The sequence below is a fragment of the Bradyrhizobium zhanjiangense genome (assembly GCF_004114935.1).
Taxonomy (GTDB): Bacteria; Pseudomonadota; Alphaproteobacteria; order Rhizobiales; family Xanthobacteraceae; genus Bradyrhizobium; species Bradyrhizobium zhanjiangense.
The window spans coordinates 2,799,410-2,823,136 of sequence record NZ_CP022221.1 but is presented as its reverse complement, the minus strand read 5'-3'; the positions used below and the strand labels follow the sequence as shown (position 1 = coordinate 2,823,136).

Annotated in this window: 18 protein-coding genes; 12 read left to right on the top strand and 6 right to left on the bottom strand. The window is 56.9% G+C overall.

The annotated features are described in order from the left end of the window. The first annotated feature begins 803 nt into the window (after nucleotides 1–803). The 10 genes from nodD1 to XH85_RS13070 all read left to right on the top strand — a co-directional run bounded on the left by nodD1 (nucleotide 804) and on the right by XH85_RS13070 (nucleotide 12,691). On the top strand, nucleotides 804–1,748 hold the full coding sequence (gene nodD1, locus XH85_RS13120) for a transcriptional regulator NodD1 (protein WP_128932141.1): 945 nt from the start codon (nucleotides 804–806) through the stop codon (nucleotides 1,746–1,748). 638 nt (nucleotides 1,749–2,386) lie between these two features. Further along, nucleotides 2,387–3,373: a transcriptional regulator NodD2 gene (nodD2, locus tag XH85_RS13115; RefSeq protein ID WP_128932140.1), complete on the top strand. Its 987-nt coding sequence runs from the start codon at nucleotides 2,387–2,389 to the stop codon at nucleotides 3,371–3,373. A gap of 566 nt (nucleotides 3,374–3,939) precedes the next feature. Then, nucleotides 3,940–4,149 (top strand): hypothetical protein, encoded by a 210-nt coding sequence (locus tag XH85_RS13110; protein ID WP_164935080.1) that lies wholly within the window; start codon nucleotides 3,940–3,942, stop codon nucleotides 4,147–4,149. Between the two features lie 121 nt (nucleotides 4,150–4,270). Then, complete coding sequence (locus tag XH85_RS13105) at nucleotides 4,271–4,990, top strand: MerR family transcriptional regulator (RefSeq protein WP_206732823.1); 720 nt, start codon at nucleotides 4,271–4,273, stop codon at nucleotides 4,988–4,990. Between the two features lie 266 nt (nucleotides 4,991–5,256). Then, nucleotides 5,257–6,369: a branched-chain amino acid ABC transporter substrate-binding protein gene (locus XH85_RS13100; protein ID WP_128932139.1), complete on the top strand. Its 1,113-nt coding sequence runs from the start codon at nucleotides 5,257–5,259 to the stop codon at nucleotides 6,367–6,369. A 558-nt stretch (nucleotides 6,370–6,927) separates the two neighbouring features. Beyond that, a complete protein-coding gene (locus tag XH85_RS13095; RefSeq protein ID WP_128932138.1) occupies nucleotides 6,928–7,959 on the top strand; it encodes an LLM class flavin-dependent oxidoreductase in 1,032 nt (343 codons plus the stop codon). A 1,836-nt stretch (nucleotides 7,960–9,795) separates the two neighbouring features. Further along, nucleotides 9,796–10,176, top strand: a complete 381-nt coding sequence (locus XH85_RS13085; protein WP_128932136.1) for a NolY — start codon at nucleotides 9,796–9,798, stop codon at nucleotides 10,174–10,176. Between the two features lie 321 nt (nucleotides 10,177–10,497). Next, the gene (locus XH85_RS13080; RefSeq protein ID WP_128932135.1) at nucleotides 10,498–10,779 is read left to right on the top strand and encodes a hypothetical protein; all 282 of its coding nucleotides are present in this window, start codon (nucleotides 10,498–10,500) and stop codon (nucleotides 10,777–10,779) included. An 86-nt stretch (nucleotides 10,780–10,865) separates the two neighbouring features. After that, on the top strand, nucleotides 10,866–11,111 hold the full coding sequence (locus tag XH85_RS13075; RefSeq protein WP_128932134.1) for a hypothetical protein: 246 nt from the start codon (nucleotides 10,866–10,868) through the stop codon (nucleotides 11,109–11,111). 854 nt (nucleotides 11,112–11,965) lie between these two features. Continuing rightward, a complete protein-coding gene (locus XH85_RS13070) occupies nucleotides 11,966–12,691 on the top strand; it encodes an outer membrane protein (RefSeq protein ID WP_128932133.1) in 726 nt (241 codons plus the stop codon). A gap of 194 nt (nucleotides 12,692–12,885) precedes the next feature. Here XH85_RS13070 and XH85_RS13065 read toward each other — a convergent pair whose 3' ends face one another. The 3 genes from XH85_RS13065 to XH85_RS45880 all read right to left on the bottom strand — a co-directional run bounded on the left by XH85_RS13065 (nucleotide 12,886) and on the right by XH85_RS45880 (nucleotide 14,611). Then, nucleotides 12,886–13,110 (bottom strand): response regulator transcription factor, encoded by a 225-nt coding sequence (locus tag XH85_RS13065; RefSeq protein ID WP_128932132.1) that lies wholly within the window; start codon nucleotides 13,108–13,110, stop codon nucleotides 12,886–12,888. A 64-nt stretch (nucleotides 13,111–13,174) separates the two neighbouring features. Then, the gene (locus XH85_RS13060; RefSeq protein WP_128937247.1) at nucleotides 13,175–13,900 is read right to left on the bottom strand and encodes a helix-turn-helix transcriptional regulator; all 726 of its coding nucleotides are present in this window, start codon (nucleotides 13,898–13,900) and stop codon (nucleotides 13,175–13,177) included. A gap of 303 nt (nucleotides 13,901–14,203) precedes the next feature. Then, the gene (locus XH85_RS45880; RefSeq protein WP_208758120.1) at nucleotides 14,204–14,611 is read right to left on the bottom strand and encodes an adenine nucleotide alpha hydrolase family protein; all 408 of its coding nucleotides are present in this window, start codon (nucleotides 14,609–14,611) and stop codon (nucleotides 14,204–14,206) included. A 2,556-nt stretch (nucleotides 14,612–17,167) separates the two neighbouring features. On the opposite strand from XH85_RS45880, the gene hemN reads away from it, so the two are divergent. Then, nucleotides 17,168–18,502, top strand: coding sequence for an oxygen-independent coproporphyrinogen III oxidase (gene hemN / locus XH85_RS13050; RefSeq protein ID WP_128932131.1), 1,335 nt, complete (start codon nucleotides 17,168–17,170; stop codon nucleotides 18,500–18,502). 1,286 nt (nucleotides 18,503–19,788) lie between these two features. Here the strand turns inward: hemN and XH85_RS44960 are convergent. Further along, nucleotides 19,789–19,938, bottom strand: coding sequence for a hypothetical protein (locus XH85_RS44960; protein ID WP_164940755.1), 150 nt, complete (start codon nucleotides 19,936–19,938; stop codon nucleotides 19,789–19,791). An 18-nt stretch (nucleotides 19,939–19,956) separates the two neighbouring features. Continuing rightward, nucleotides 19,957–20,139, bottom strand: coding sequence for a hypothetical protein (locus XH85_RS44955; RefSeq protein ID WP_164940754.1), 183 nt, complete (start codon nucleotides 20,137–20,139; stop codon nucleotides 19,957–19,959). A gap of 618 nt (nucleotides 20,140–20,757) precedes the next feature. Between XH85_RS44955 and XH85_RS13030 the strand changes: the two genes are divergently transcribed. Then, complete coding sequence (locus tag XH85_RS13030) at nucleotides 20,758–22,161, top strand: carbohydrate porin (RefSeq protein WP_245474065.1); 1,404 nt, start codon at nucleotides 20,758–20,760, stop codon at nucleotides 22,159–22,161. A 245-nt stretch (nucleotides 22,162–22,406) separates the two neighbouring features. Here the strand turns inward: XH85_RS13030 and nolL are convergent, their stop codons facing one another. Then, nucleotides 22,407–23,489, bottom strand: a complete 1,083-nt coding sequence (gene nolL, locus XH85_RS13025; protein ID WP_128932128.1) for a nodulation factor fucose acetyltransferase NolL — start codon at nucleotides 23,487–23,489, stop codon at nucleotides 22,407–22,409. Nucleotides 23,490–23,727: the final 238 nt, after the last annotated feature.

Here is a 23,727-nt window from a genome sequence, read left to right as displayed (position 1 = left end):
GAATTAAGAGCGGAGATGGTCACGTGAACTCGCTACTCGGCGAACCGCTGATCAATACTGAACTGCGCTGCCATGCCCCGTCGGAGCTCGGCACCCCTCGCTTGCACCGTGCCGTGCGCCTTCGACGAGCGATCGCACAGTTCGCGCTCGTCATCAGACCAATGCCCAGCGCGAGATATGCCGGAAGATGCCGACGAGGCGATTGGACTACCCAGAACCTGTCTGCACCATGGAGCTTTTCCGCCTCGTCCAGCATCGCTATCGACGTTTTGACGTCTGAGGGCAGGCTATCGATGCGAAGAGCCTCATCGATGGCGTATCGGAGTGGCATCAGATCAAACTGGTTCTTATGCATCTTCGACACGCCCTGAATGCGGTGGACAGGCGAGCCATTTGGACAGTCGCCGGAACTACTTGGCATCCGCAATCTGCGGCTGCCGCTATGTCGCGACCCTAGAATGAGGTTGAACGCGCTCTCAAGTGTACGCGGGTAAACCTCCGATATGGAAACGGATGGAATACGCATACGAACGTTTATCGGGATCCGCTTGGCGCCCGATCGAGCGCGCTTCGCACCGAGAAGAAGCGGCGCGGCTCGCACCGCACGCCCAAAGCCGGCCTCGCAACGGATGCGGCGGGTGCTCGCACGTCCAGGAGTTTTTCTCTGAGCCCGCGAACGACCAGCAGCCATCGTGATGTGCCTGATTACTTTTCCAAACTGATGTTTGCTATCCAACATCCCGCAATTTGGTAAAATCGATTGTTTCGATAGAACACATCCACACGATGGATAGACTCACAACATGCGGTTCAAGGGACTTGATCTAAATCTTCTCGTTGCGCTCGATGCTCTGATGACGGAGCGCAACCTCACGGCGGCGGCGCGCAAGATCAATCTGAGCCAGCCAGCTATGAGCGCGGCGATCGCGCGGCTGCGCACCTATTTCCGCGATGAACTATTTACCATGAGAGGTCGCGAGCTCGTCCCGACACCTGGCGCGGAGGCGCTTGCAGGTCCGACTCGCGAGGCCCTGCTGCATATCCAACTCTCGATCATATCACGGGACGCGTTCGACCCGACTCAGTCGAGCCGACGCTTCAGGGTCATTCTCTCCGATTTCATGACCATCGTCTTCTTTCGGAGAATCGTGGACCGTATCGCACACGAAGCCCCCGCGGTACGCTTCGAATTGCTGCCATTTTCCGATGAACCCGATGAGCTGCTCCGCCGGGGCGAGGTTGACTTTCTCATTCTGCCGGAATTGTTCATGTCGAGCGCGCACCCCAAGGCGACGCTGTTTGACGAGACCCTGGTGTGCGTGGGATGCCGCGCGAACAAGCAGCTATCGCGGCAGCTTACGTTCGAGAAATACATTTCGATGGGGCACGTTACGGCTAAGTTCGGACGGGCGCTGAGACCAAACCTAGAAGAATGGTTTTTGCTTGAGCACGGCCTCAAGAGACGCATTGAGGTCGTTGTGCAGGGCTTTAGCCTGATTCCGCCTATATTGTTGGACACGGGCCGTATCGGCACGATGCCATTACGGCTCGCCAGACACTTTGAAAAGCGGATGCCACTGCGGATCGTCGAACCACCGCTCCCCCTGCCCACATTCACCGAGGCTGTTCAGTGGCCTGCGTTCCACAATACCGACCCGGCGAGCATTTGGATGCGTCGGATATTGCTGGAGGAAGCATCCAACATGGCATCTGGGCCTCAGGAGCCTCCAACTCGCAGGCGCTGCTAGAACCATAAGCCGCTCCCGGCACGTTCCAAATACGCTAATAATCCTTCGACATGCTCGGCCGCTTTCGTCACTTCAACGTCTCTGGGGCGAAGCTGCCAGAGACGGCGATTGGTTGCGAAGACTTGGCGAGTGGCGAGCGTGGTGACGTCGCAGGTGAGGTTTGGAGCGCTTGCCCTGCAAACAGGCGACGCCCGGCACTATCGCGGCAGAACACGCCTTCTCCAGTGCAATATTGTTTGGCTTGCCCGATAAAATCGCTTGAACCGCACACTGCGTCAGGTTGTAGGTTGGCCGCCGTGACTAACGCTGCGCTACGCGGCCGTCGACTGGGCGCTTTGGCGAACTCACGGCGCTGGCCGGACACTGTGTTAATCTGCCATTAACCAACTGACCGGGTCCTGTTGCGTGGCTCGCTGGAAGCGGCGAGACCGATCAGCTTCGGGACTCCTGACGGTTTCCGGCCGCTGCTGGCCGGCCTACCGCCTTGCTCTCAATTGTTGCGGTCATTTCACGAGCGTCTTCTCGCGATCGCACGATGGAAACAATGTCCATTCGGGCGAACCAATAGGACCTCTCCAGACGCAGGCATCACCGCTCGTTGTATGTGCCGCAATTACGTTCGCGCCGGATAAGAAGACATGCGTTTCAAAGGTCTGGATCTGAATCTTCTCGTCGCGCTGGATGCTCTAATGACTGAGCGCAACCTCAGCGCAGCGGCACGCAAGATCAACCTTAGTCAGCCGGCGATGAGCGCCGCCGTTGCCCGGCTGCGCTCCTATTTCCATGACGAGCTGTTTGGGATGAGGGGGCGGGAACTTGTCCCGACCTCACGCGCGGAAGCACTCGCAGCTCCTGTGCGCGAGGCTCTAACGCACATTGAGCTATCAATTATCGCGCGGGACGCGTTCGACCCAGCTCGATCGAACCGGCGATTCAGGATCGGCCTTTCTGACTTTATAACAGTCGTATTCTTTCGAAATGTTGTGGAGCGCGTCGCGCGAGAAGCGCCTGCCGTCAGCTTCGAACTCGTGGCGCTCACCGATGAGCATGATGAGCTTCTCCGCCGCGGCGAAGTCGATTTTGTTATCTTGCCGGAATTATTCATGTCCAGCGCGCACCCCAGGGCGGCCCTATTCGAGGAGAGACTCGTCTGTGTAGGTTGCTGCACGAACAGCCAACTACTACGGCAGCTTACATTTGATCGGTATATGTCGATGGGCCATGTTGCGGTTAAGCTCGGAGGTGCGCGCAAGACGCCGGTCGAGGAATCCTTTCTACTCGATCTCTGTCTCAATCGGCGGATCGACATTCTCGTGCAGAGCTTCAGCATGATCCCGCCCCTGCTGGTAGGCACGAACCGCATAGGGACGATGCCATTAGGGCTCGTAAAGCATTTTCAAAGAACGATCCCCCTTCGGATTGCCGAGCTTCCGCAGCCATTCCCCGCCTTCACTGCGGCGGTCCAATGGCCCGTGCTTCACAATAGCGATCCGGAAAGCCAATGGATGCGAGAGATATTGTTGCAGGAGGCTACCCGCATGGCAACTGGACAAGAGCCCTCGATCATCTGCACTTCGGAACGAGCGGATACTGCCGGAGATTTCGCACGACCCGTCTCGCCGTAGGACGATCTCAAGATGTACGAACCTCACATCCCAACGAATGTGTTCAACGCACAATTTAGGCTCGCCTCTTCGAATTCATGGTGGCTCTATAAAGATCGTCGCAGCGGACGGCTATCATGACGACGCTGTGTAGGTCTTTCGCACGTTGGCATTAGGCTAGACGTGCGAGCGGCGGCTGGACCGTTGGCCTGCTTTTAGAGACAGGGACGTACGTTGCACCTGGCTGTCGTGCGCACCCACCTCGATACAGCAGGATCGGCGCTGCGCTGTCGTTGTCAACTCTCCGAATCAGTAGTGGCTCCGGATGAGCGGAGACGGTTTCTCGCGTTTTCGGAGTCGTACCACCAGCACAGTGAGCGTGATGGTCATCAATCATGCACATGACCACTATCTTTTGCGCTGTCGAAGCAGGCATCGCGCACGCGTGTTGCCCTATCGCATCAGCCTGGAGTACATCGCATCTTCGTCGCTCCGCGCCGCGGGTCTGGCTTCTTTTTGCCCTATCGCCGCCAAACGTCTTGACGACGTGCGCTGCCATGACGCAATGACAAACATGGAGTTGAACGTTGGAGCAATGCAGCGGCGTGTTCGATCCGGAAGAGCTTTCCGCCCTGGGAAAACTTTATGATAGTGCGGTCACCGCGCTACCCCCATCGATGCAAACTCCGGAAAATTGCACTGCAATCGCCAAACTCATCTTGGAGCGTACAGCGGCTGGCGATGCTCAACTGGCATGCCTGACGAACTTGTTGATCACCATTTCCCCCCAGGGTTGATCCCCCGCCATTCTGAGGATAGTCACCACTCTCGCGCTGGAATCAAAGACGATCCAGCTAGAGCTTTGAAATAGCTTGAATCACACGTGACGTCAGGTTGTAGGCTTTGAAATTGAAGAACATGAGCAAAGCTACACCACGAAGGCGTCGATGGCGCATTGGCGAACTTGCAGAGGCGACCGGAGTAACGGTACGCACGCTGCATCATTATGAACACATCGGACTCCTAGCAGCTTCAGAGCGTACTGACGGCGGCCACCGGTTGTACGACAGCGAAAGCGTTCAACGGGTTCACCAGATTCGGGCGCTACGTGAGCTTGGCTTCTCCCTTGTCGAGATCCGTAAAGCTATGGAGGGCACGACCTCACTTACTGACCTTCTGCGCAAACATCTAGAGCGGATAGAACTTCAAGTCGCTCGGGCAACTCTGTTGCGAGATCGCCTGCGCAACATGACCATCGACAGTGAGATCCAGGTAAGTGTGGATGAGCTGCCTGCTACCTTGAATGCCATGTCTCGGGTCGAGACGCGTAGTCAGACATCCCGATGCACCTGCAAGCTAGCTGCAGATCGCGAGGAGCGGTGGCGGCGGATCCGCGACGACCTGCGTGATTGTATGGATCGGCGCGAGCATCCTTGCGGCGAGCGGGCAAAAGCTGTCGCAATTGCAGCACGCCAGCTGATCAGCGAAATCGCCGGCGCCGATTCACGCGTTTCGATGATCCTGAAGGTACTTGCACGATTAAGCGCCCCCCGCAGTCTGGCTGGTTGGGATCCCTGCCTCATGCAATATCTCGATCTCGCCCTTGGCGGGTTGGAGGATCAGCCGTACTTTGGCTGATCGGCAGCTCTGATGCTGGCCGACAGTTTTACGGATTCGACCGGACAGATCGTCATGGCCTCGCCGATCCGGGGCTCCCTGATGCCTTGATCGAGACTCCCTTCAAACGGGGCTTGAACCGCACGTAACGTCAAATTGTAGGCTCTTACGTGGTCGCAATCTGGCCGACCTAACGCACGCTTCGCTTGGCAGTCGGCCTCGACCTGCAGGCAGGTCTGATCACAGCTGCTGGCGTTTCACTTCAGGTGAGCATTGGGAGCTCTACAATGTTAAATGGGCATTACGCTTCTGCTGCGAGTGCAGCGCTCCTCTTCTGCGCCCTCGCCTCGGCTGCGCGCGGCTCCGAAGTAAAGATTGCCGTGGCTGGCCCAATGAGCGGAAGCAGCGCTGCGTTCGGCTTGCAAATGCGCGATGGTGCGGCTGCGGCGGTCGAGGCGTTGAACGCTTCGGGCCTACTTCCCGATACCAGGGTGATTATGAGTGTCGCCGACGACGCCTGCGACCCGAAGCAAGCTGTCGCAGTCGCGAATAAGCTCACAACAGAGCGGGTACGGTTGGTCATTGGCCATTTTTGTTCCTCTTCGTCGATCCCGGCCTCCGACATCTATGCCGAAGCAGGCATCGTTCAGGTCTCCCCTGGCTCGACAAATCCTCAGCTAACAGAACGAGGGCTTCAGACCGTCTTTCGGATCTGCGGTCGCGACGACCAACAGGGCACCGCTGCCGCTGAGTACATTCACAGGAACTACCCTAACGCCAAGATCGCAGTGCTCGACGACAAGAGCACCGCAGGCAAGGGTATTGCCGACGTGGTTGAGGCACAGCTTCAGAGGTTCGGTGAACAAGTCATTCGGCAAAGCTACGTAGCCGGGGAAAAGGATTACAGGGCGCTGGTCTCAAGAATGAAGAAGGATGGGGTGCGCGTCGTCTATATCGGCGGCTATCATACCGAAATCGGCTTGTTTGTACGCCAGGCATCAGAGGCAGGAGCGGGCCTCATCGTCATGGCGAACGATCCGTTGATGACCTCTGAATTCTGGGCCATTACCAGCACCACTGGAAACGGCACGTTGTTTACCTTCATGCCGGACCCCGCCAGGAATGCCAATGCGGCCAGCGCGGTAGCCGGACTCAAAACTTCCAACCTGTCCGCTGAAGGCTACACGCTTTACGCCTATGCCGCCGTGCAAGCATGGGCAGAGGCGGTGAACCGGACCGGCTCGCTCAATGCTGCGCGCGTCGCTAGCGCACTTCGTTCACGGGCGATCGATACCGTGATTGGGCCAGTCCGGTTCGATACAAAGGGAGACAATGCGGTTCCTGGTTTTCTGGTTTACCGCTGGCGCGACGGCCGTGTTGAAACTGTCGAGCAGAACTGATTGGCGTCAACGCGCCTCCCCAAACCCAAAGTGACACGGATGATGAGACGCACTCATGACGTTGGAGCAGCGATACTCGCAAGCTCTCTTATTCTTGCAGCTTTCGTAGCGTTCGTCGCGTTCGCTGCAGCCCTCGCAGAGCTACCTGATGTCGACCTGAAGGAGACGCTGCGTCCGACCATAGACAAATAGTAGCCCTGTCGCGCTGATCCGGCTCGCAGGCACATGACCTCTGAAGCGGCCATCTACAATTGTGCTAGGTTCGGGCATGGACATTTCTGCGGCCAAGCGTTGGGGCAGGCCCAGGACGAGGAGAATGCGAAGCTAACGATGCATCTGGTCGAGCACATGCTCGGTGTGGAGGTGCTTCGCCACCTCAAAGTAACTGCCGGACCGCCATCTACGCATTCTCGTGACCCCATCACACGTGCAACCTCGGATCCACGCACCCAAAGAGAACCGCGCTAAGCCGTCAAATGAGGAACAATACCTCTTTCAGCGCGACGGCATGAAGCAACCAGGGCTCGCCGCCCCGGCCCATAATCGGAGATTGATCGAGTGAAGAGTGGCCTTCCTTCAAGACTAACGTGCGGCATTTTCGACCATTTGGATGACGACGGTCGAGATGCTGCACGACAATATGAAGATCGTCTCAAGCTAGCGGAGGCCTGTGATTCTCTGGGCTTCTACGCTTATCACCTGGCCGAACACCACTGCACACCTCATGGCAGAGGGCCCTCGCCCAACCTGTTTCTATCAAGCCTCGCGCAGCGCACCCGGCAATTGCGCTTTGGTCCGCTCGTCCTGTTGCTCAACCTTTATCACCCATTGCGCGCATTCGAAGAGATCTGCATGCTTGACCAGTTGAGCGGCGGCAGGCTCGAGCTCGGGATCGGCCGCGGCTCCCAGCCGATTGAATGGGGCTATTTCGGCATCAGTGCAGAAACCGCACCAGGCCGTTATACTGAAGCCAGCGAAATCCTGAATATTGCACTGAAGGGACATACGCTATCCTATCAGGGACACCACTTTGAGCTGAACGAAATACCTTTAACCTTGAGGCCTCATCAACGTCCATATCCGCCGACCTGGATCGCCAGCAATCGGGCCGAGTCGGCGCAGTGGGCCGCTGCAAATGGCGCCAATCTGGCGTGCATAGGCCCCGCCTCTGTTGTCCGGAAAGTTACGGAGGCCTACCGCTCCCAACGAGCCCACAATACAACTGCACACGGCCGCGAGCCATTTCTCGGCCTGGCCCGCATGGTCGTAATTGCTAAGTCTGACCAGGACGCTCATGCGGCGGCCAAAACTGCGTATGGACGATGGCTGGAGAGCTTCAAGTTTCTTTACGACCTGAATGCCATTCCGACGCCGCCCGCCCTTCCGCTGACCTTCGATGCAGCACTTGAGAGCGAATTGTGTGTCGTTGGAACGCCAGCTTCCGTCCGGCAGCTTCTTCTTCACCAGATGGAGGAGGCAGGTGCCAACTACTTGCTTTGCCAGCTTGCATTTGGAAACCTTCCGCTGGAGATCTCCCTGTACACGGCAACTGCAATCAAAGCTGAAATTCTCGATAGCTTTGGTGGCTAATGTCTACATTGGGGAATCATATGCTTGGCAAGGAGGCCGGCGCACTGAGGTTGTCCGAAGCTGGTTGCGATTTTGGTTGTCGTTTGCGCTGGGCGCGAAGGCGATCGTAGCCTCAATGGCAGCCCTTTATGCGGCCGCCTTGCTCGATGTAGGTACCACTATAGCGAAGGTTTCCAACGTCGAGCCCGACAATCTTGCCGGTGCCGACGCAGACGTGCCAACTTCTCAGATGGGAAGCCACAGGCGCTCATGGTTGAGGGTAGTCCAGTACACGTTATACTGGAGAAAATCGGCGATATCTGACCCGCCTGGCGCTTCTATTTGGGAGCGAGCTTTGGCTTAGGGCGTGTTCGCGAGCGTTTATCAACTCATCCGCAGGCGGACGCTCTTGGTCCGCTTCGATCTCGCGGGCCTTTTCAATGAAGGCCAGCGATTGCTCAGGGTCATCCTGCATCTGCGGGAGGCCGGAGCTGGTGGATAGTCGCCGTCGAGATTCCATGGCCTTCTCTTCGGCTTACGCGGATCGATGGGGTTTTTTGTGGGACCGTCGTGACATCTGGGGTCCAATCTAAAGGTATTCGCTGCGATTTTCTGTCTTCTCAATCATGGCCGGTCATCAACGAATCAGCAGGCGCGCCCAAGGGCCCTTAAACTCACTGAACCAAGACAGCGGGAAAACACTAAACAACCCATTTTCGATGTACGCGATGAGATTACTCGCGTACGCGATCCACGAACTGGATGCGTCCCATCAACACTTTCGATTTTACCAATTTCAGCCAGATACCCCATAAGTCGATCGCCGGTTTCCGGACAGCACATTTCACGAATGTCGTGGGACCATGGATCCTTCTTGCTTTCAGCATAGTCGCAGGCCGATTCAAGCTTCTCGTGGCTGTATCCCCAACGACACCCATCAATCTTTGGAATCGAGGCGCGTGCGGCGCAAATCCAGTCGGATGGCCAATCGCAACGTCTGGCGCGCAATCTATCGCGCTGTCGCCTCCCCCTTTGCAATCTTACTAAGGCCCTCCAAGAAGATCGGCTCTCACGCACACTGCTTGGCCAAAGTAAATGCGTGCGCCGCATAGAATTCGGGCAGGCGAACTGCCCTGTACACCGGTGCGGGCTGGACTTTTCGCCCTGACCAGGCGGGCAGCGTCGACAATCCGCCGCTGTCGCGGCCTTCAAACAAAGCAGTGCGATCAGCTATCTGACCAGGCTAAGTGCAAGCGACATATCCTCTGGCCAGGACGATGCACTGATGTCGATCGGCTTGATGAGACTAGCCTCGCGATCTTACTGCCCACGCCCATACGTCCTGTGATCGTGGATTCTCACTCTGCTCGCATGCACAGTATTCGTCGGCGGGCCGCCCCCACACCCACTTCCTACAGACTGACGCCACCCTATCTCATTCTATGCGCCGGCGCTCTTCGACCATATCCCGACGCGGTTATCCCTTGTCTGGCGAGGCCTCCGGTTACGTCTAGATCGCTATGTCAGGCGGCAAGCAATCCCGCAGCAGTTCGGGTCTCGCGTCTCGACTTGCCGTCATCAGCGGTGTCCCCGCTAGCTGGAGTCACTGCCACGGCCCAACGCGCTGGACCGGCTCGACGATCCAATCAAATGATGGGCCATCTACAAGCCGTTCGCAGCGCTCAATACCGTCGATTCCGCCTTTGCGGTCGTTTCGCGGCACATGCCTGCCACCCTCTCCCTTCGGCGACCGTGCGTGCGCACCTTGCCTTGTGCAGCAAGCCATTCGTTCTACCGCCGTCTGCCACAACCGTTAATCAGCCTGCTGCCTGCATTTGACTACTTTGGAGCAACACCGTGGAACTTGACCCTTCCAATTCACGCGCAGAGGACCTCGAGGAACGCATTGACCTGCAACTCGACATCGTGGCCGCCCTCATACGCGAAGAAGGCAACGAGCTCGAAGCGATCCGACTGCTAAACGCACTCACAAACCAAATGATTACGGCGGAAGTGGAGCTCGGCCAGCTAGGCGATACCAGAACCGGGGGCCGCGCCAGCGACCAGCGAACGACGCGACTGTCGCGAGACCGTGGCGTTTACTACCCAGAAGACCTTCAGGTTTTGGGACGCCTTCTCGATCAGGCCGTGGCAGCATTACCGGCAGTGCTCCGAACTCCCGCCAATCAACTGAAGATCGCGAAGCTAATTCTGTCACGTTCAGCAGCAGCCGACTGAGATTTCATTTGCCTTTTTCTGCGGTTGATGGCGCGCTTATCGAACGTTTATCGCTGGGCTGACTGCTACGGCCGTACGTACCAGGGATCGACGACTGGGCGTCTATGGGCACACCGTCCCGTAAGCGCGCCGGTTCCGCTGGCTTTTCCATATCGCAACTGTTCGCCACCATGCTCGAAAGCTGGAGCCTGCACCGGAGCAGGAGGCCACGCGCAGGGCCGAGCAAAGGACGACGGGCCGCGGACACATATCAGAAAGCAAACAAGCAGTGTTCGGAAAACGCCACAGCTTCCAGAAACGCTTCTTAGCTTGAGACTGCGAATGGAGCGGAACGATCCATTTTCATTGTGTTCGGCTTCAGTCGTGATCGGCATGGCGCCGATCTTCCGATTGCAGGAAGAAGAGCCGCAATTATTGACCGATGCCGAGCAACAAGAGCACCGCGGCAACGAAGCCGCGCGACGCGTGCTCTTTCGGCCGCTTCAGAATTATTCGAATTGCGCCTGGCAATACGACTGCCGGGTCATCGGAACTTCAACAAACATCTATAAATTCATTGAAGCACCAAGAGCAGCTCGATGTCCGAGCGTCCTGCGGCTCTGATGTCTTACTTGCTAGGACAAGCTACAGCCTCTCGGTTAGCTTTTGCCAAGGTACCTCCTTGTATCAGGACGTCGTGGAGTGTTGAGATGGATCAGTTCTTACCCGAGCAAGTGCAGATGACAGATGCCATCGTGAGCGTCGCATTTGATAAGGCCTGGCGCTTTGTTGAGAAGGATCCGTTGCTGGCGCATAATCTCAAGACGGTCCTCCATAGCCGGTTGCGCACTTTCCTTGAGTCTTCGATAAGGAAAGGCGAACGGAATACTTTGAATCTGGCAAACGAGGCGATACGCAGCTTGCGCGCTGAACTGGCGCCGTGGACGGAGCAATAAGGCGCTTGAACCTCCACTGCTATATAAGTTCGCTTTCGTTAAGGCTCTTGGGGACCTTATGCGACGGGAAAACAACCGGGGCAGAGAGTGGTCGAGCTGACCTTCCTCCACTCTTGTTCAGCCCCGCTGAAGGCGAGCACGTTCGAACTGTTGCCTATGCAGCTCTTCTGATGACCCCAGACCAGTAACCTGGAACCCACAGCAAGTCGGCGACGGGACGGGACAGCCGCGCCAATATTTGCTGGCGCCAGGAAACGCCCTAGCGTTTTCTCTCCTGATCTTTGGCTCGGCACGAGCTTGCGCAACTTTAAGCGAGAGCCTCGTCAAGTACAGCCGCATCGGCTTCTTGACATCGTCGATCGAGGTCGAGGTTGAGGAAAATCATTCCAAAGCGATCCAGGCCTGTGATCGGCCATCACCGCATCGCCGACGATTGCAAGTGGCAGCACGCCCCTCCTGCCGGACGAATGATCTTGAGTGCCCGAGACGCGTCTTCGATCAGCGGTCTTCGTTTGCTGGAACTCTCTGAACTGTACGCATGCAAGGGACGTGTTGGCGCAGACTGGCCTTGTCGCTAGTTTGCGACAGAGAGAGCCAAACACCTCGCAGCATTGCGTCCCATCACAAGCCATCACGAACGGATCGCATTCAAAGAAGTATCTGTGCGAAGCGACAGCTGTCAGGCCGCAGCATTTCGGCCGAGGCAGTGCATGGCAAGTTGCACGCTCCACAATCTGACGCGGCGTGCGATTTGACCCATTTCTTTCGAAGACATGTTGTGCGGCAGTTACAGCAATTCGCGATCATATTGTTAAACGCACGGTGCCGGGGGCATCGAAAGGAACGACACTCTAATGAAGAATTTTCTGATTCTGACCGCAAGCATCGGCGCACTCAGTGCAGCCGTTCCCGCATTCGGCGCGGACTTGGCCAGGCAGCCCGTCCAGGTCAAGGCGCCACCGCTGCCGGTCGCAGCTCCGATTATCGATTGGTCCGGCTACTATATCGGTGTCAATGGCGGCTGGGGAACGAGCCGCAACTGCTGGGATTTCAATGGAGTCACACCCGAGGGTTGCCATAATTCGACTGGCGGTACCATTGGCGGTCAGATTGGCTATCGTTGGCACATCTTCAACATGGTCTACGGGATCGAAGGCCAGGGCAATTGGGCCGACTTCAGCGGCTCCAATGTCAGCGCCGCCTTCCCAGCAGACACCATTGGCACCAAGACAGATGCGTTCGGTCTGCTCACCGGCCATATTGGCTACGCGTTCAATGCCGTGCTGCTGTACGCCAAGGGCGGTGCTGCGGTGACCAGCAACACCTATCACGTGAACTCGGTGGCTGCTGGCACCGAGATTGCCAAAGACAATGATGTGCGCTGGGGTGGCGCGCTGGGCGCCGGTGCCGAAGTCAGCCTCGCGCCCAGCTGGTCAGCCGGCGTCGAGTATACCCACTTGTTCATGCAGCGCAGCAACGTAAGCTTCCCAGCGGCCGTTGCCGCCGATCGCGTCCACCAGGACGTCGATCTCATCACGGCACGGCTCAATTACAAGTTCGGCCCTGGGTTCGCCAAATAGTGATCTCCACGCGGTTGCGTGAATCGGGAGCCCCGACTGCGGTCGGGGTTCTTCCTTCACACGCTCCTCCCTTCCTCAAGGCAAGTCTGAAACCTCTCGCCGCGTCAGGTTGTGGAGCTCCATAAGCATCGATTAACTGCCAGAAGCTGAAGCAAGATTTGGCATTTGGTGCTCGTTCCATTCGACTGATGAATTCAAAGAAGATTGAGGCGAATTGCCATAATGACCGCTTGAATCCGCCTGGTCGCACCCAGCTTTCGCACCGCATTTTTGATATGAAAATTGACTGTATTCTCGCTGATGTCCATGATCTCCCCCATTTCCCAAGACGATTTCCCCTTTGCGACGACCCACCACAAGCAACTGATTTCCAGCTGCGATAGTGCAACGCTTCTTTCGCAACCATTATCGCGGGGCATCGATTAACCTGTCAGAAGCTGAAGCAAGATTTTGGCACGTGCTCGTTCCATTCGACTGATGAATTCAAAGAAGATTGAGGCGAATTGCTATAATGACCGCTTGAATCCGGCTGGTCGCACCCAGCTTTCGCATCGCATTTTTGATATGAAAATTGACTGTATTCTCGCTGATGTCCAGGATCTTCCCCATTTCCCAAGACGATTTCCCTTTTGCGACCCACCACAAGCAACTGATCTCCCGCTGTGATAGTTCAATTTTTGTTTCGCAACCATTATCGCGGGGACGAGCGATGTCGCCATAGGCGGTGTGAAACTGCCAGGCCAGCGCATTGAGATGACCGATGCGGTTCTGAGGATCAGCATCGTCGGACGCAGATGCAAACGACACTACAGAAACCCGACCCAACGGGCCAAACAATGGCACGCTCATGCCATGCTTCAGGCCCGCCTCTCTCGCCTCGTCCAGTACGCGTCTCTCGTCCGGTTGAAGTTTATAGAGGCCGGCGAGTTGGTCCCACAGAAACGGCCGCGAAAGCATTGGCGTCCTCCGGACCACCGGATCGATAGTATGGTACTTGCGTTTGAAGTATCGGTCGCACCAATCTGGCGGCCACTTCACAGCCACAGTCGGAGGTGGATACTCCATCAGCCGAAGTGGCTCGACGAAGTTGAGAGCGCCGTAAGCGACTTCACTGAACCCTTCCTTGGTGGCACAGCTTACGAGAAGCTCGAACAACGCTCTGAGCGAATGCGTCTGGTTCGCGCATTCGGTGAAGCTAAAGAGATCCATGATGGGCGCCTCAGAACCTCGATCAAGCTCCCTGTCACTGTGTTCGATTGCGCTTGTTTCAGGCGGAGCCAAATTCAATTCCATGACCTGAACTCTTGGGTTTGTTCTCTGCACGCTGCGTCAGACGCCATTCCCGGATTCGTTGCCCTGCCGCTGGCTGCGCCGGCATGATCGTCTCGTCAAACAGCCGAATGCCGCCATAATTCCTGGTCCGAGGCTGAACGGCACGCCGCAATCGAAGCGCCGTTGCACAGGCAAAGTGATCGGTCGAGCTCGCCGATAGCCCACTGGCGAAATCGGAGATCACCGGGCGGTCGTCCATGTTGATGGTCTGGCAGTGATAGAAAGTCCGAGGGCCCTGACGACTGAGCTGGCGAGACGAACCAAACAGCACGAGCGGTCACAGGCCCAGCTCTGTTCAGATTGGATGGCGAGAAACCATGGTCTTGTCCGAACGACGCTTCGCTTTGCTTCAAGGCCAAGCACGAGGAGGTCCTGGGCACTGAACTCCGCGATACAGGTAAGGTAGAGGACGCCGATGCGCTTGGCGGTGCCGGACTCGACCTGCGCGTTGTCGGTATCGATTCTCTGCTTGCCGACGAAGACAACAGGAGCGTCATTTTTCTTCCCAATCTTGCGAAATGCCATCGCTAACCGTTGGCTGATGCTCCGCCCTATGACGGCGTCGGGGACGCGATCGATGAGCAACACGGAAGAGCCGAAGCCATACTCCTCGCATGATTGCCCGGCGTTTCAGCGGGTCCGTCCGGCAGGTCCGGCGCAAATGAATCGAAGGGGCAGAAAATGGCCACGTCAAAGACGCAATGGGAGATACTCGCAGTCGCGAGACCCGCTTGATGCAGAGGACACTTTGCATGCGCATCTCCAGAAGGGAGAGGACCCCGGATCGGATCGCACCAGTCCAGCAAGTGTCATACCAACTGCTGATTTCGCGAAAATTACCGCCCGGACAGGGGCTTGAAAGGCGGCCGGTTGGTCGCAAGGCATTGAAGCAATCATGACATGGGGAGGAAAGGCGACAGCGCCTTTTGCGCGAGCCGCAGCACGAGTTGACCTGGACCAAGAAAGGAGCACACCTTCTCTCGGCGGCCGCCTCGAGTCCAACCGTCGGTGCCCCAAGCGCAGCCCTCTCCCAGCCCAGTCAAGTATTAGATCCGCAAGCTGAAGCGCGACGCCCCGAGGCGCGCATCGTCGTCACCGGCTGCGCGGTGCCTTGGCGATTGATGAGGGCGGTCGACACATGACAATCGCGAGGAACTTGGACTGACTGCACCTCCGGCCGCGGGATCCCCGACTAAGCGCGCTCTCGCTAGGCACGCTCGTGCGGATCGATCCAGGGTGCTCATTCGGCTTCCTCGAGAGCGACACGGGCCATGAGATCTTTATCAGTATTCTGGAAAAGTTGCGCCAATCTCGTTGTCGGCTCGCGCGTCGACTACGTCGAGGAGCTTGGTGGACGGTCTGCAAGCCATCTTAGTCCAAGTTCGGAGCAAGTTGGGTTAAGTCCGTCCTTGCAGCGCGCTGCTAATGGAGATTGTCAGGGAAGATGTTCTGAGCGCCAGAAGGTCGCAGTCAATTGGCAAGGATGCGGAGGCGCGGCAATGAGCTCCCTCCGCCACGAAGCCGCCACTATCGCGCAGGCCCCTATGAAATCAGGCACGCCTAGAGAGTCATCCTTTCACCGGCTCTCCGATGAGTTCGACGCCGTTTTACACCAGGAATGGCGCTTGGGCGCATGGTGCGTCGACGCGATCGTTCCTCGATCCCATCTCCATCTGAAACACGCTGAGACCCTCTCACGCGGTCCCGCTGAAGGCTGCTGATAGAGCCAGGCGGTTTGGGGGCGTGAACTATCGACATTTGCCACAAACGTTTCAATAGCGAACTGAAGGGGATGATCGCCACAGATCATATACTGACGTACGTAGCCGTCGCTATGCTTGATTGTTGCCGCCAACCGTCTTGCGGGTAGTCGTCACCCGATGGAAGCCTGGCGGCGAGCTGAGCATTTCAATTATGGGTCCCTGGTGCGTGCCCAGTTTCAAGTTATCAAACTGTTTGGCGATCATCCTCGCTGCCTTGATAGCTCAGCTCTCATTCGCGGAAGTTGATCTTCAGACCCGATCGGCTTACGAAGCACAAACTTTCTCGATCCAGTGTGAATGGACTGGAATGCCAGGGGTGCCACTCCCATTTGGTGTAATGATCCGGCGCAAGATCTCCCAACCGGCTTCTGCCTAGATGGCCTCCAGGTCGCCGCGCGAGAACGATTCCTTGTGACGGGATGATCGACGCCTCGCCAGGCGGTCTATGTGAAACAGTAGAGCTGCTGCTGCATCGGATTGATCGCGAGGCCAATGAGGGGTCAACTGCAATTGTGCGCGCTCTGACAGCGACCGCTAGCCGCAAAGGCGATGTCAAAAAACAAAGGACATCAAGCGCTGAAGCAGAATAAAACATCGCAGATAGTGTCACGTGCGCGGTTTCTGGCCCGGCTCGCGTTCGCTATAAGCAGGACCTGCAAGTTGTTGTGAGTTGGCGAGCTGCATTGGAGCCGGAACGAGACGCCGCCAAACCAAGCGCACCCGACGCACTTTGCCGGGTGTCGAAAGTGCGCCGGGCTCGCCCAACATCATCAGTACATCCGTGATGATGCTCGCGGCAATGAGACAAGCAGCGTGGCGGAATTGAGGCTCATTGCGTTTTGTACTTGAACTTCGACAATGTTTTTCGTGAGCTGCTCCAAAGGACTTGAATCGCACGTAGCGTCACGTTGTACGATCGCGCACTTGGCGCTCTTCATCCAGCAAGCAACGTATTTTCCGTGACACGCCGGCCTTGGACGGGAGGCATCGGTCGAATGCTGCGAGCATGCACATCGATTTTCCACGGAACACCAGCTTGAGTCTGGGTACAGCCTGGCCCGCTCTTGGTGATGCCTTTAGATCCCTGCTGCATGTCAGGGAGTGCAGAAGCGACCCGCCCTCGGATGAATGAGGGCAGGCTGAGTCGGGAGACGTCTAGCCGCTTGGGCCGTACTCGTAAGAGACGTTCATTCTACCCACAAGAATCCAGATAATCGCCAAGGAGCGGCGCTCACTCCCACTCCGGCCCCCAAGCTGGGTTCGCAGTGACATCGCGAGCGGCACCAATCTCAAGAACAGTTAGGCGCGTTTGACACAACGCAAAGACATAAGAGAGGGCACCGGTCAGCTTCACGCTGTTTGAGCATGGGAAAGTTAAGCCTTGAAGACCTCCCTCCTAAACAAGTATTGCGATGCTCGCCTGCCTTGGTACACGATCTACCCAACCGTACCGGATTTCTCCGCGATGGTCGGCCCCAAGATTTGTGAGACATGGTTGAGGCGGCTGCCGCCGAACGAACCCGTATCGCTCTACCTCCACGTTCCGTTCTGTCGCTCGATCTGCTGGTATTGCGGCTTCCCTACAAGCCTCACTCGCAGCGAGCGACCGATCCGCAACTATTTGGCGGCGGTGCAGGATGAGATACGCTTGGTCGCAGAGCAAGCGCCGCCCGCTCTGCCGGTGAGCGACGTGCATTTCGGCGGCGGGACGCCAACCACTATTGCGCCGTCCGATTTCCTGAGCTTGATGGAACTCCTGCGCAGCTGCTTTGCGTTCAGCAAATCAGCTACCATCGCCATAGAAATCGACCCGCGTGCGTTCACGGCCGAGATGGTCGAAACGTTAGAAGCGGCGGGGATCAGTCGCGCGAGCATAGGCGTGCAAAGCTTCGACCCCGTGGTTCAAAGGGCGATCAACCGCGTCCAGAGCGAGGTCCAAACGGCTTCTGTCGTCGAAAGCCTTCGCCAGCATGGGATAAGGCGCATCAATTTCGACCTTCTCTTCGGACTGCCACATCAGACGGTGCGGTCCTGCGTGGACTCCGCGCGGACGGCTCTGGCCATGCGGCCAGACCGGCTTGCGGTTTTCGGCTATGCTCACGTCCCCTCCTATATGAAACGTCAGCGCCAGATCGATGAGACGGCGCTGCCGGATAATGTGGCCCGCGCTGAGCAAGCCGCGGCTATTGCAGATACGCTGGTCTCGGCCGGCTACCGCCAGATCGGGCTCGACCATTTCGCCCTGCCCAACGACGAGCTCGCGCTGGCGCAGAAAGCCGGTCAGCTGCGCCGCAACTCCCTGGGTTATTCGGCTGATACCTGCAAAACCGTGATCGGCTTAGGTCCGTCAGCCATCGGCCGTCTGCGTGACGGTTACGTCCAGAACGAGAGCGCGACCGCTTCCTATGGCCAACACATTCAGGCTGGTCGTCTGGCAACCTCAAAAGGCTACTGTCTCTCCCCCGAAGATCGGCTCCGCGCCGCAATTATCGAGCGTCTGATGTGCGATTTGCAGGCCGACGTACCAGCGATCTGTGCTGCTCACGGATTTGATCCGATTCCTCTTCTCAATTCGGCCGACCGGCTGGGAATGCTTGCCGAAGACGGGATAGTGGACATTGAAGAGGGATTCATTCGGGTCAAGCAGGAACACCGGTTTGTCATTCGTGCTGTTGCTGCCGCATTCGACACGTATCTCGACCGTACGCCCTATTAACTAAGCCACGCATGTGATCGGATAACAAACATCTAAGCTCTTCGGGAAGGGAATGATCCGAAGAGGCCACCTCCGGCAGACAGGCCAGATTTCGAGAATGCAGCGACGGTGTGATGACAACGTTATGGCCTCAAACCAGAAGGGCTGACTAAAAGGAAGCTGATTGAAGGAGAGGCGCAGCGGATTCCGCCGTTCAGGGCCACGGCTCGATCATGCCGAACGGGCTCTACCCCGCCTCCCCTTGAGTGCTCTTGATAATGGTGACGGCCTCAGCGACGTGCCGCTGGAGAAGCCGACGCCCGCACAAGCTTCGGGTATTTTACGGCTGGAGGCAGCTTTGCGAAGCTACGGTCCACCTCCTCGAGCACAGTTGGAGACTCGACCACCCCTGCAGCGTCTCAGACCTCAAGGCTCGGCTGTCTTCGGTCCGGCGATCACTGGCGCGCCTCCGATGGAAACAGGTCCACGTGGTTTGGACCGCCCGAAGCGTTTCCTGGCGACCCTCGAAACAGCCCGGGCTGGCGACAAAGGAGGCTCGGAAGCAGCAGAAGGGACAGGTGTTGAACTCTGCAGCGCATCGATCCGCGAACTCAGCATGGTGATCTGATCCAGTATCCCTTTGAGGACATCCCGCTGGGCACCAATCCGGCGATTGAGTTCTGCGATCTCATCGCCAGTTTTCTGCTGTGCCCACTTTATCTCGAATAGGGATGCCCTGTCCTCTAGTGACAGGCTCATTGTTGAAGCGACATCCCTGCTTTCCGGCGTCTCGACAAACTCTGCAAGGTTAGCCCAAAGCCAGGCGCCAGCGGCACACGAGCCGACGAGGATAAGCGGGAGCACCAAAACCGGGAGGATCCGTCTTGATGGCCCGTGCAAGAGCGGCCGCAAGTCTGAAGCGGCCGCTTGATCAATCAAGTCCATTGTCCTCGCTCAAGATCCCATTCCAGCAGGCTTATCTTGTCGACGAGCAACGGTTCTCGTCTTCGTCGACGATGGTGCAGCATTTTCTCATCATTCAGAAGAACCTTGCAGATTTTCCTACCGTCCCCCGGCACGAATGCAAACCGTCCACGGATTCCTGCAAGTGTTCGATGGAGCCCCGCCTCACGCATTGCCCAGACCAGCAACTTCGTCCGGACGCGCCACGTAAGCGCCACGGCTGATCGGCCGAGCCGCAATGGCCGATTGGACCGGCAATCATTGCACCTGATCAACTACCAGCTCCGGCAGGTTGTTCGAGATGACGGGCACGTGCCAAGCGTGACCAACGAACGCCGCGCACGTCAAGGATTCGGATGCAAGACAAGTTTTGCCGCGCTGACGGCAACCAGCAACTGCTCGCCGATATTCGCCAAAGCTGCTCGATGACTGATTCCTCCGGTCTTCTGGGCCACCACGTTGGATGTTGTGGAGTGGTTGCCGCGCGCCCACATTCAAGGGCTCTTCGGCCTTCAAGCCCGCCGATTGTCTCGTGTTTCGCTGACAACGATACCAATGAAGCGCTTCGTGAAGCCAAGCCTCTTGCGCGGCGAGCCTTGCTTTCTGCTAGCTGCCGTTTGGTCCAGAAAGCCGCCTTCGATGCAGATGCGCGGCACCGCCAGACTCGCCTGGCTCACAGTGAGCAAGGTGGACATTCGCAACGTCTTGGTGGCCAGGACAGAACGCTCCGCGCGCTCGTGAGCATATGCCGAGCCAGCGCTCTCCGCTGGCTCTCGGCGCACCGGCGTCATGCACAAGCAAAGTTTCGGACCAGATCATCATCGCGCCGCGAGCTGAGAGGTTCAGGAAGCCTGAGTGGCTCTGTTCGGATAGATCGAGTTCTGGCTCGTCCCCTCGCCCTCGGATGCGAAACGACGTCGGCGATGCCGCTTGCTCGTCATTGCGAGGAGCGCTGGCGCCGAAGCGATCCAGACTGCCGCCGCGGAGGGATTCTGGATTACTTCGCTGCGCTCGCAATGACGATGTGGAAGCAGGCGCGTGCCACACTCCGCCGGGAGCTCACTCAGGGCCAATCAGGCCGCAGTCCAATCTATTCATGGCCGGCAGACATGGACCCGAAGTACGCCATGCGTGATTGCCTTCTTGCGACGACCTCGTCTCGGACATACTCGGCTAGGGCAGCACTTTCTTTCAGTTTCAGACCAAGGGGAAAGCAATCTGGGCTTGTTATCGCACTTTCGCTAGCGGCTTGTCTGGGCGGCAATTCCGTACTGGCACAAACCGCGAGCGGACTTAATCCTAGTAACCACCCTGTGGATCAGGCCAGCAAAAAAGGAAATACTTCCGATCGGGCCGCAAAGCTCCCGATCGACCTGATCCGTCAGGCAATCCGCCCTCCTGCCCTGGCGCCAGCAGCAGGTCCCGGAGTGCCTTTCGAGAAGCGCGGCAATGGGGACAGGGCTGCTCAGACGAGACCGCAAAAAACGATCGATCCCTTCCAAAGGTACGACAATCTACGTGAAAAAGGGTTGTGGTTCCCAATCCCAGGTCCTGCAGATACGATTGATCAGGACAAGGGGGGCGTTAGATCTGCGCTGGCAGACGTTGGCATCGGATATATTGGGTGGACACATAACTCCTTTGCAAGCAACCAGCTACCGCATGCAGCGAGAAGCACTATCGCAAACCAGCTCTACATGGGCCAGAATCCGACTTTCGCGTCGGCGAATTTCATGATCGTCACCTACGATCTGAGCCGGTTTGGCATTGCCGACGGACAGATTGTCGTAGGAGCCGAGCAGCAATACTGGACGTGGGATCGCCCAGGGCCAGATCGAGTGGGACTCAATACGCTCGCCTACTACCAGACTTTCTTGGACAGGACACTAGAACTCAAACTTGGCTACCTCAGAAACCAAAATGAGTTCACCGGCACATTGTTCGGAGGGATTACAGGATCGAACATGTCTGCGTTGTTCCAGGCAGGGATGAGCACCAATGCCGCGCCGACGCCCGCGGTCAACTTGAAGTACAATTTTGACGCTCGCTTGTACAATAAGGTCTCCGTCCAGCGCTCAATCAGTCCAGATGGTACCTATGCCCATATAACCGAGAATCCCACCGGCTTGAAATGGAGCACGGCCAATGCAGGCATCGTTCTCGTCGAAGAAGCCGGCTACAAGAGCAAGGCTGCTCCCGGCGTACCCGACACGTGGCTGCGGGCGGGCGTTGGTTTGAACAGTAGCCGCTACACGAATTTGGCGGACCCCAAGCAACAAAGGGAGAGCGGAAATAATTTTCACTACATCGCTGCGGACAGGCAGCTCTGGCAGAGCGATGCCCTTGGGTCGCCGTCTCGCGGCATCTACGGCGGCTTCTCCGTCATGGGAGCTCCACCCGAGCGCAACAGGATCAGCCGGTACTACGAGCTTCGTCTTTATGCGAAGGGACCTTTTGATAGCCGGCCCAGCGATCTGATTGCTCTCGTTGCGACCGACACGGCCTGGAGTAAGCTTGCAGTGGATGCTGCTCTGGCTAAAGGCCAGCTTGCGCACCGCGATAGCACAGCAGTCACGGGAACATACATCGCGCATCTCGCTCCGGGCATATATGCAAGCGTCGGACTGTCATACATTCATTACCCGACAAGCATCACACACACGCCCCAAACGGAACACGCGCTCAATCTGTTGGTATCTACGTTGATATTCTTCTGATCATCGCAAGCGCCGTTCTGCTCCCACCTTCTCGTGACGCATGGGACCGAACCTTCGCGCTCCCCTCGAAGGAATCGGCCGCATCGGCGCTAACGTTCGGGGGAAGCAAATTACGTGGGTCGACGACCCAATTTTCGAGGACATCTTTCCAGATTGTCTCGCCTTGAGTAGATAGCAGGTTCACAAGGCACGCAATCTATGATGGTTTTGCGAGAGCCTCCTGATCAGATCTCGGTTACAGCTACTTATCGAAGTGAGCGGGGTGGCACTCCGAGCATGAGCTGGGACAGATAAGGAATGTCGCGCACGGTCCAGCGAACCGCTAGCGCGACGGCAACAATCATTGTCCCGAGAAATGCAGCCGCGGCTGACCTCATTGTGAGGCCCCAAAGTTCTCCATATTGTATGGAATCCATGAGGCGGAATACCGTACCCTGAATCAAGTACAGCACGAGCGTACTCGGCCCCAGTTTCGCGGCGATAAACCGGACCACCCGATTTGAGCGACCAATATTCCAGCATCGAAGCAGGACCTCAATCATTACCGCTGAGGCAGCTGCGGAGCCGATGAACATCAGAAGCACGTTTTTTCCCGACTGCAAATCCTGGACCAAAGCGAGATTGTTGTAGACATAAGTGTCGTTGCGCCAGGCCAGAAAGCACATCATAGCCGCTATTGAGGCAGACATAATCAAGAATGGCCTGTGAGAGCGCATTATGCTCGTCCACCGGTCTCTCGACTGCGCAAATGAGAATCCCAGGCAGTAAAACGGGTACATATACTTTATGAGAGGGAATATGGAAAAAGTCAGAGGCGCAAGCACGACCAGAATGACGGATACGAACAAGGCAAAGGGCGACCAATGATTGGAGATCGAAATAGTTTTAGCGAGAATAAAACAAATGAACGCAGCCCAGACGAACCAGTATGTGCCGGCGAACTCATTCAGAAACTGAAAAACGGTGTCTGCTGCGCCCGCCGATCGGGGAAACACGGCAAACTTTAATGACTCCAGAAGAGAGCACCAAAACAGCATTGGCACCAGGAGCTGCGTCGCACGATCGCCGATAGCTTGCGTGAACGACTTCACCAGTAGCGCTCGGCAAGAAAGATAACCGCTTATCGCCATAAAGAGGGGCATGTGGAACATGTAGATCCATTTGAAGCATGCCGAATCCCAAAATCCTTCGTTTTGGTAGAGGATATATTGGATCAGGTGACCAACGATCACTAAAATGATGAGCACTCCTTTGGTGAAATCCAAAGCGAGATCGCGATCGTGCGCGGTCTCAGGCACAACCTTTCCTGTTACATGATCAATCAACATCTCGGGATACTTTTATCCAACCAGCCGAATACATGCTGAGGTTGGCCAACACTTATTGTTAAGGGCGCGTCGCTGTTGCGACGTCTGTTTGCGTGGAGATTGAGCTATCCGACGACAGCGGAGACAATTGTCACCGAGAGTCTACGCTCCAATAGCTGACTGTGCGATAAAGACCGAAAGGAAAGGGAAAACGAGCTATACAATAGTTTATCGATTTTTGTCGCACCAAGCTCGCTTT

Excerpts from the sequence above, each read along its gene's own strand:
- XH85_RS13080 (WP_128932135.1), top strand. The coding sequence starts at position 10,498 with ATGGAGCGGAACGATCCATTTTCATTGTGTTCGGCTTCAGTCGTGATC.
- XH85_RS13100 (WP_128932139.1), top strand. The coding sequence starts at position 5,257 with ATGTTAAATGGGCATTACGCTTCTGCTGCGAGTGCAGCGCTCCTCTTC.
- nodD2 (WP_128932140.1), top strand. The coding sequence starts at position 2,387 with ATGCGTTTCAAAGGTCTGGATCTGAATCTTCTCGTCGCGCTGGATGCT.
- XH85_RS44955 (WP_164940754.1), bottom strand. The coding sequence starts at position 20,139 with ATGTCCACCTTGCTCACTGTGAGCCAGGCGAGTCTGGCGGTGCCGCGC.
- XH85_RS13060 (WP_128937247.1), bottom strand. The coding sequence starts at position 13,900 with ATGGATCTCTTTAGCTTCACCGAATGCGCGAACCAGACGCATTCGCTC.
- XH85_RS13070 (WP_128932133.1), top strand. The coding sequence starts at position 11,966 with ATGAAGAATTTTCTGATTCTGACCGCAAGCATCGGCGCACTCAGTGCA.
- XH85_RS13065 (WP_128932132.1), bottom strand. The coding sequence starts at position 13,110 with ATGCCCCGCGATAATGGTTGCGAAAGAAGCGTTGCACTATCGCAGCTG.
- nodD1 (WP_128932141.1), top strand. The coding sequence starts at position 804 with ATGCGGTTCAAGGGACTTGATCTAAATCTTCTCGTTGCGCTCGATGCT.
- XH85_RS13075 (WP_128932134.1), top strand. The coding sequence starts at position 10,866 with ATGGATCAGTTCTTACCCGAGCAAGTGCAGATGACAGATGCCATCGTG.
- XH85_RS13105 (WP_206732823.1), top strand. The coding sequence starts at position 4,271 with ATGAGCAAAGCTACACCACGAAGGCGTCGATGGCGCATTGGCGAACTT.
- XH85_RS44960 (WP_164940755.1), bottom strand. The coding sequence starts at position 19,938 with ATGTGGGCGCGCGGCAACCACTCCACAACATCCAACGTGGTGGCCCAG.
- nolL (WP_128932128.1), bottom strand. The coding sequence starts at position 23,489 with ATGTTGATTGATCATGTAACAGGAAAGGTTGTGCCTGAGACCGCGCAC.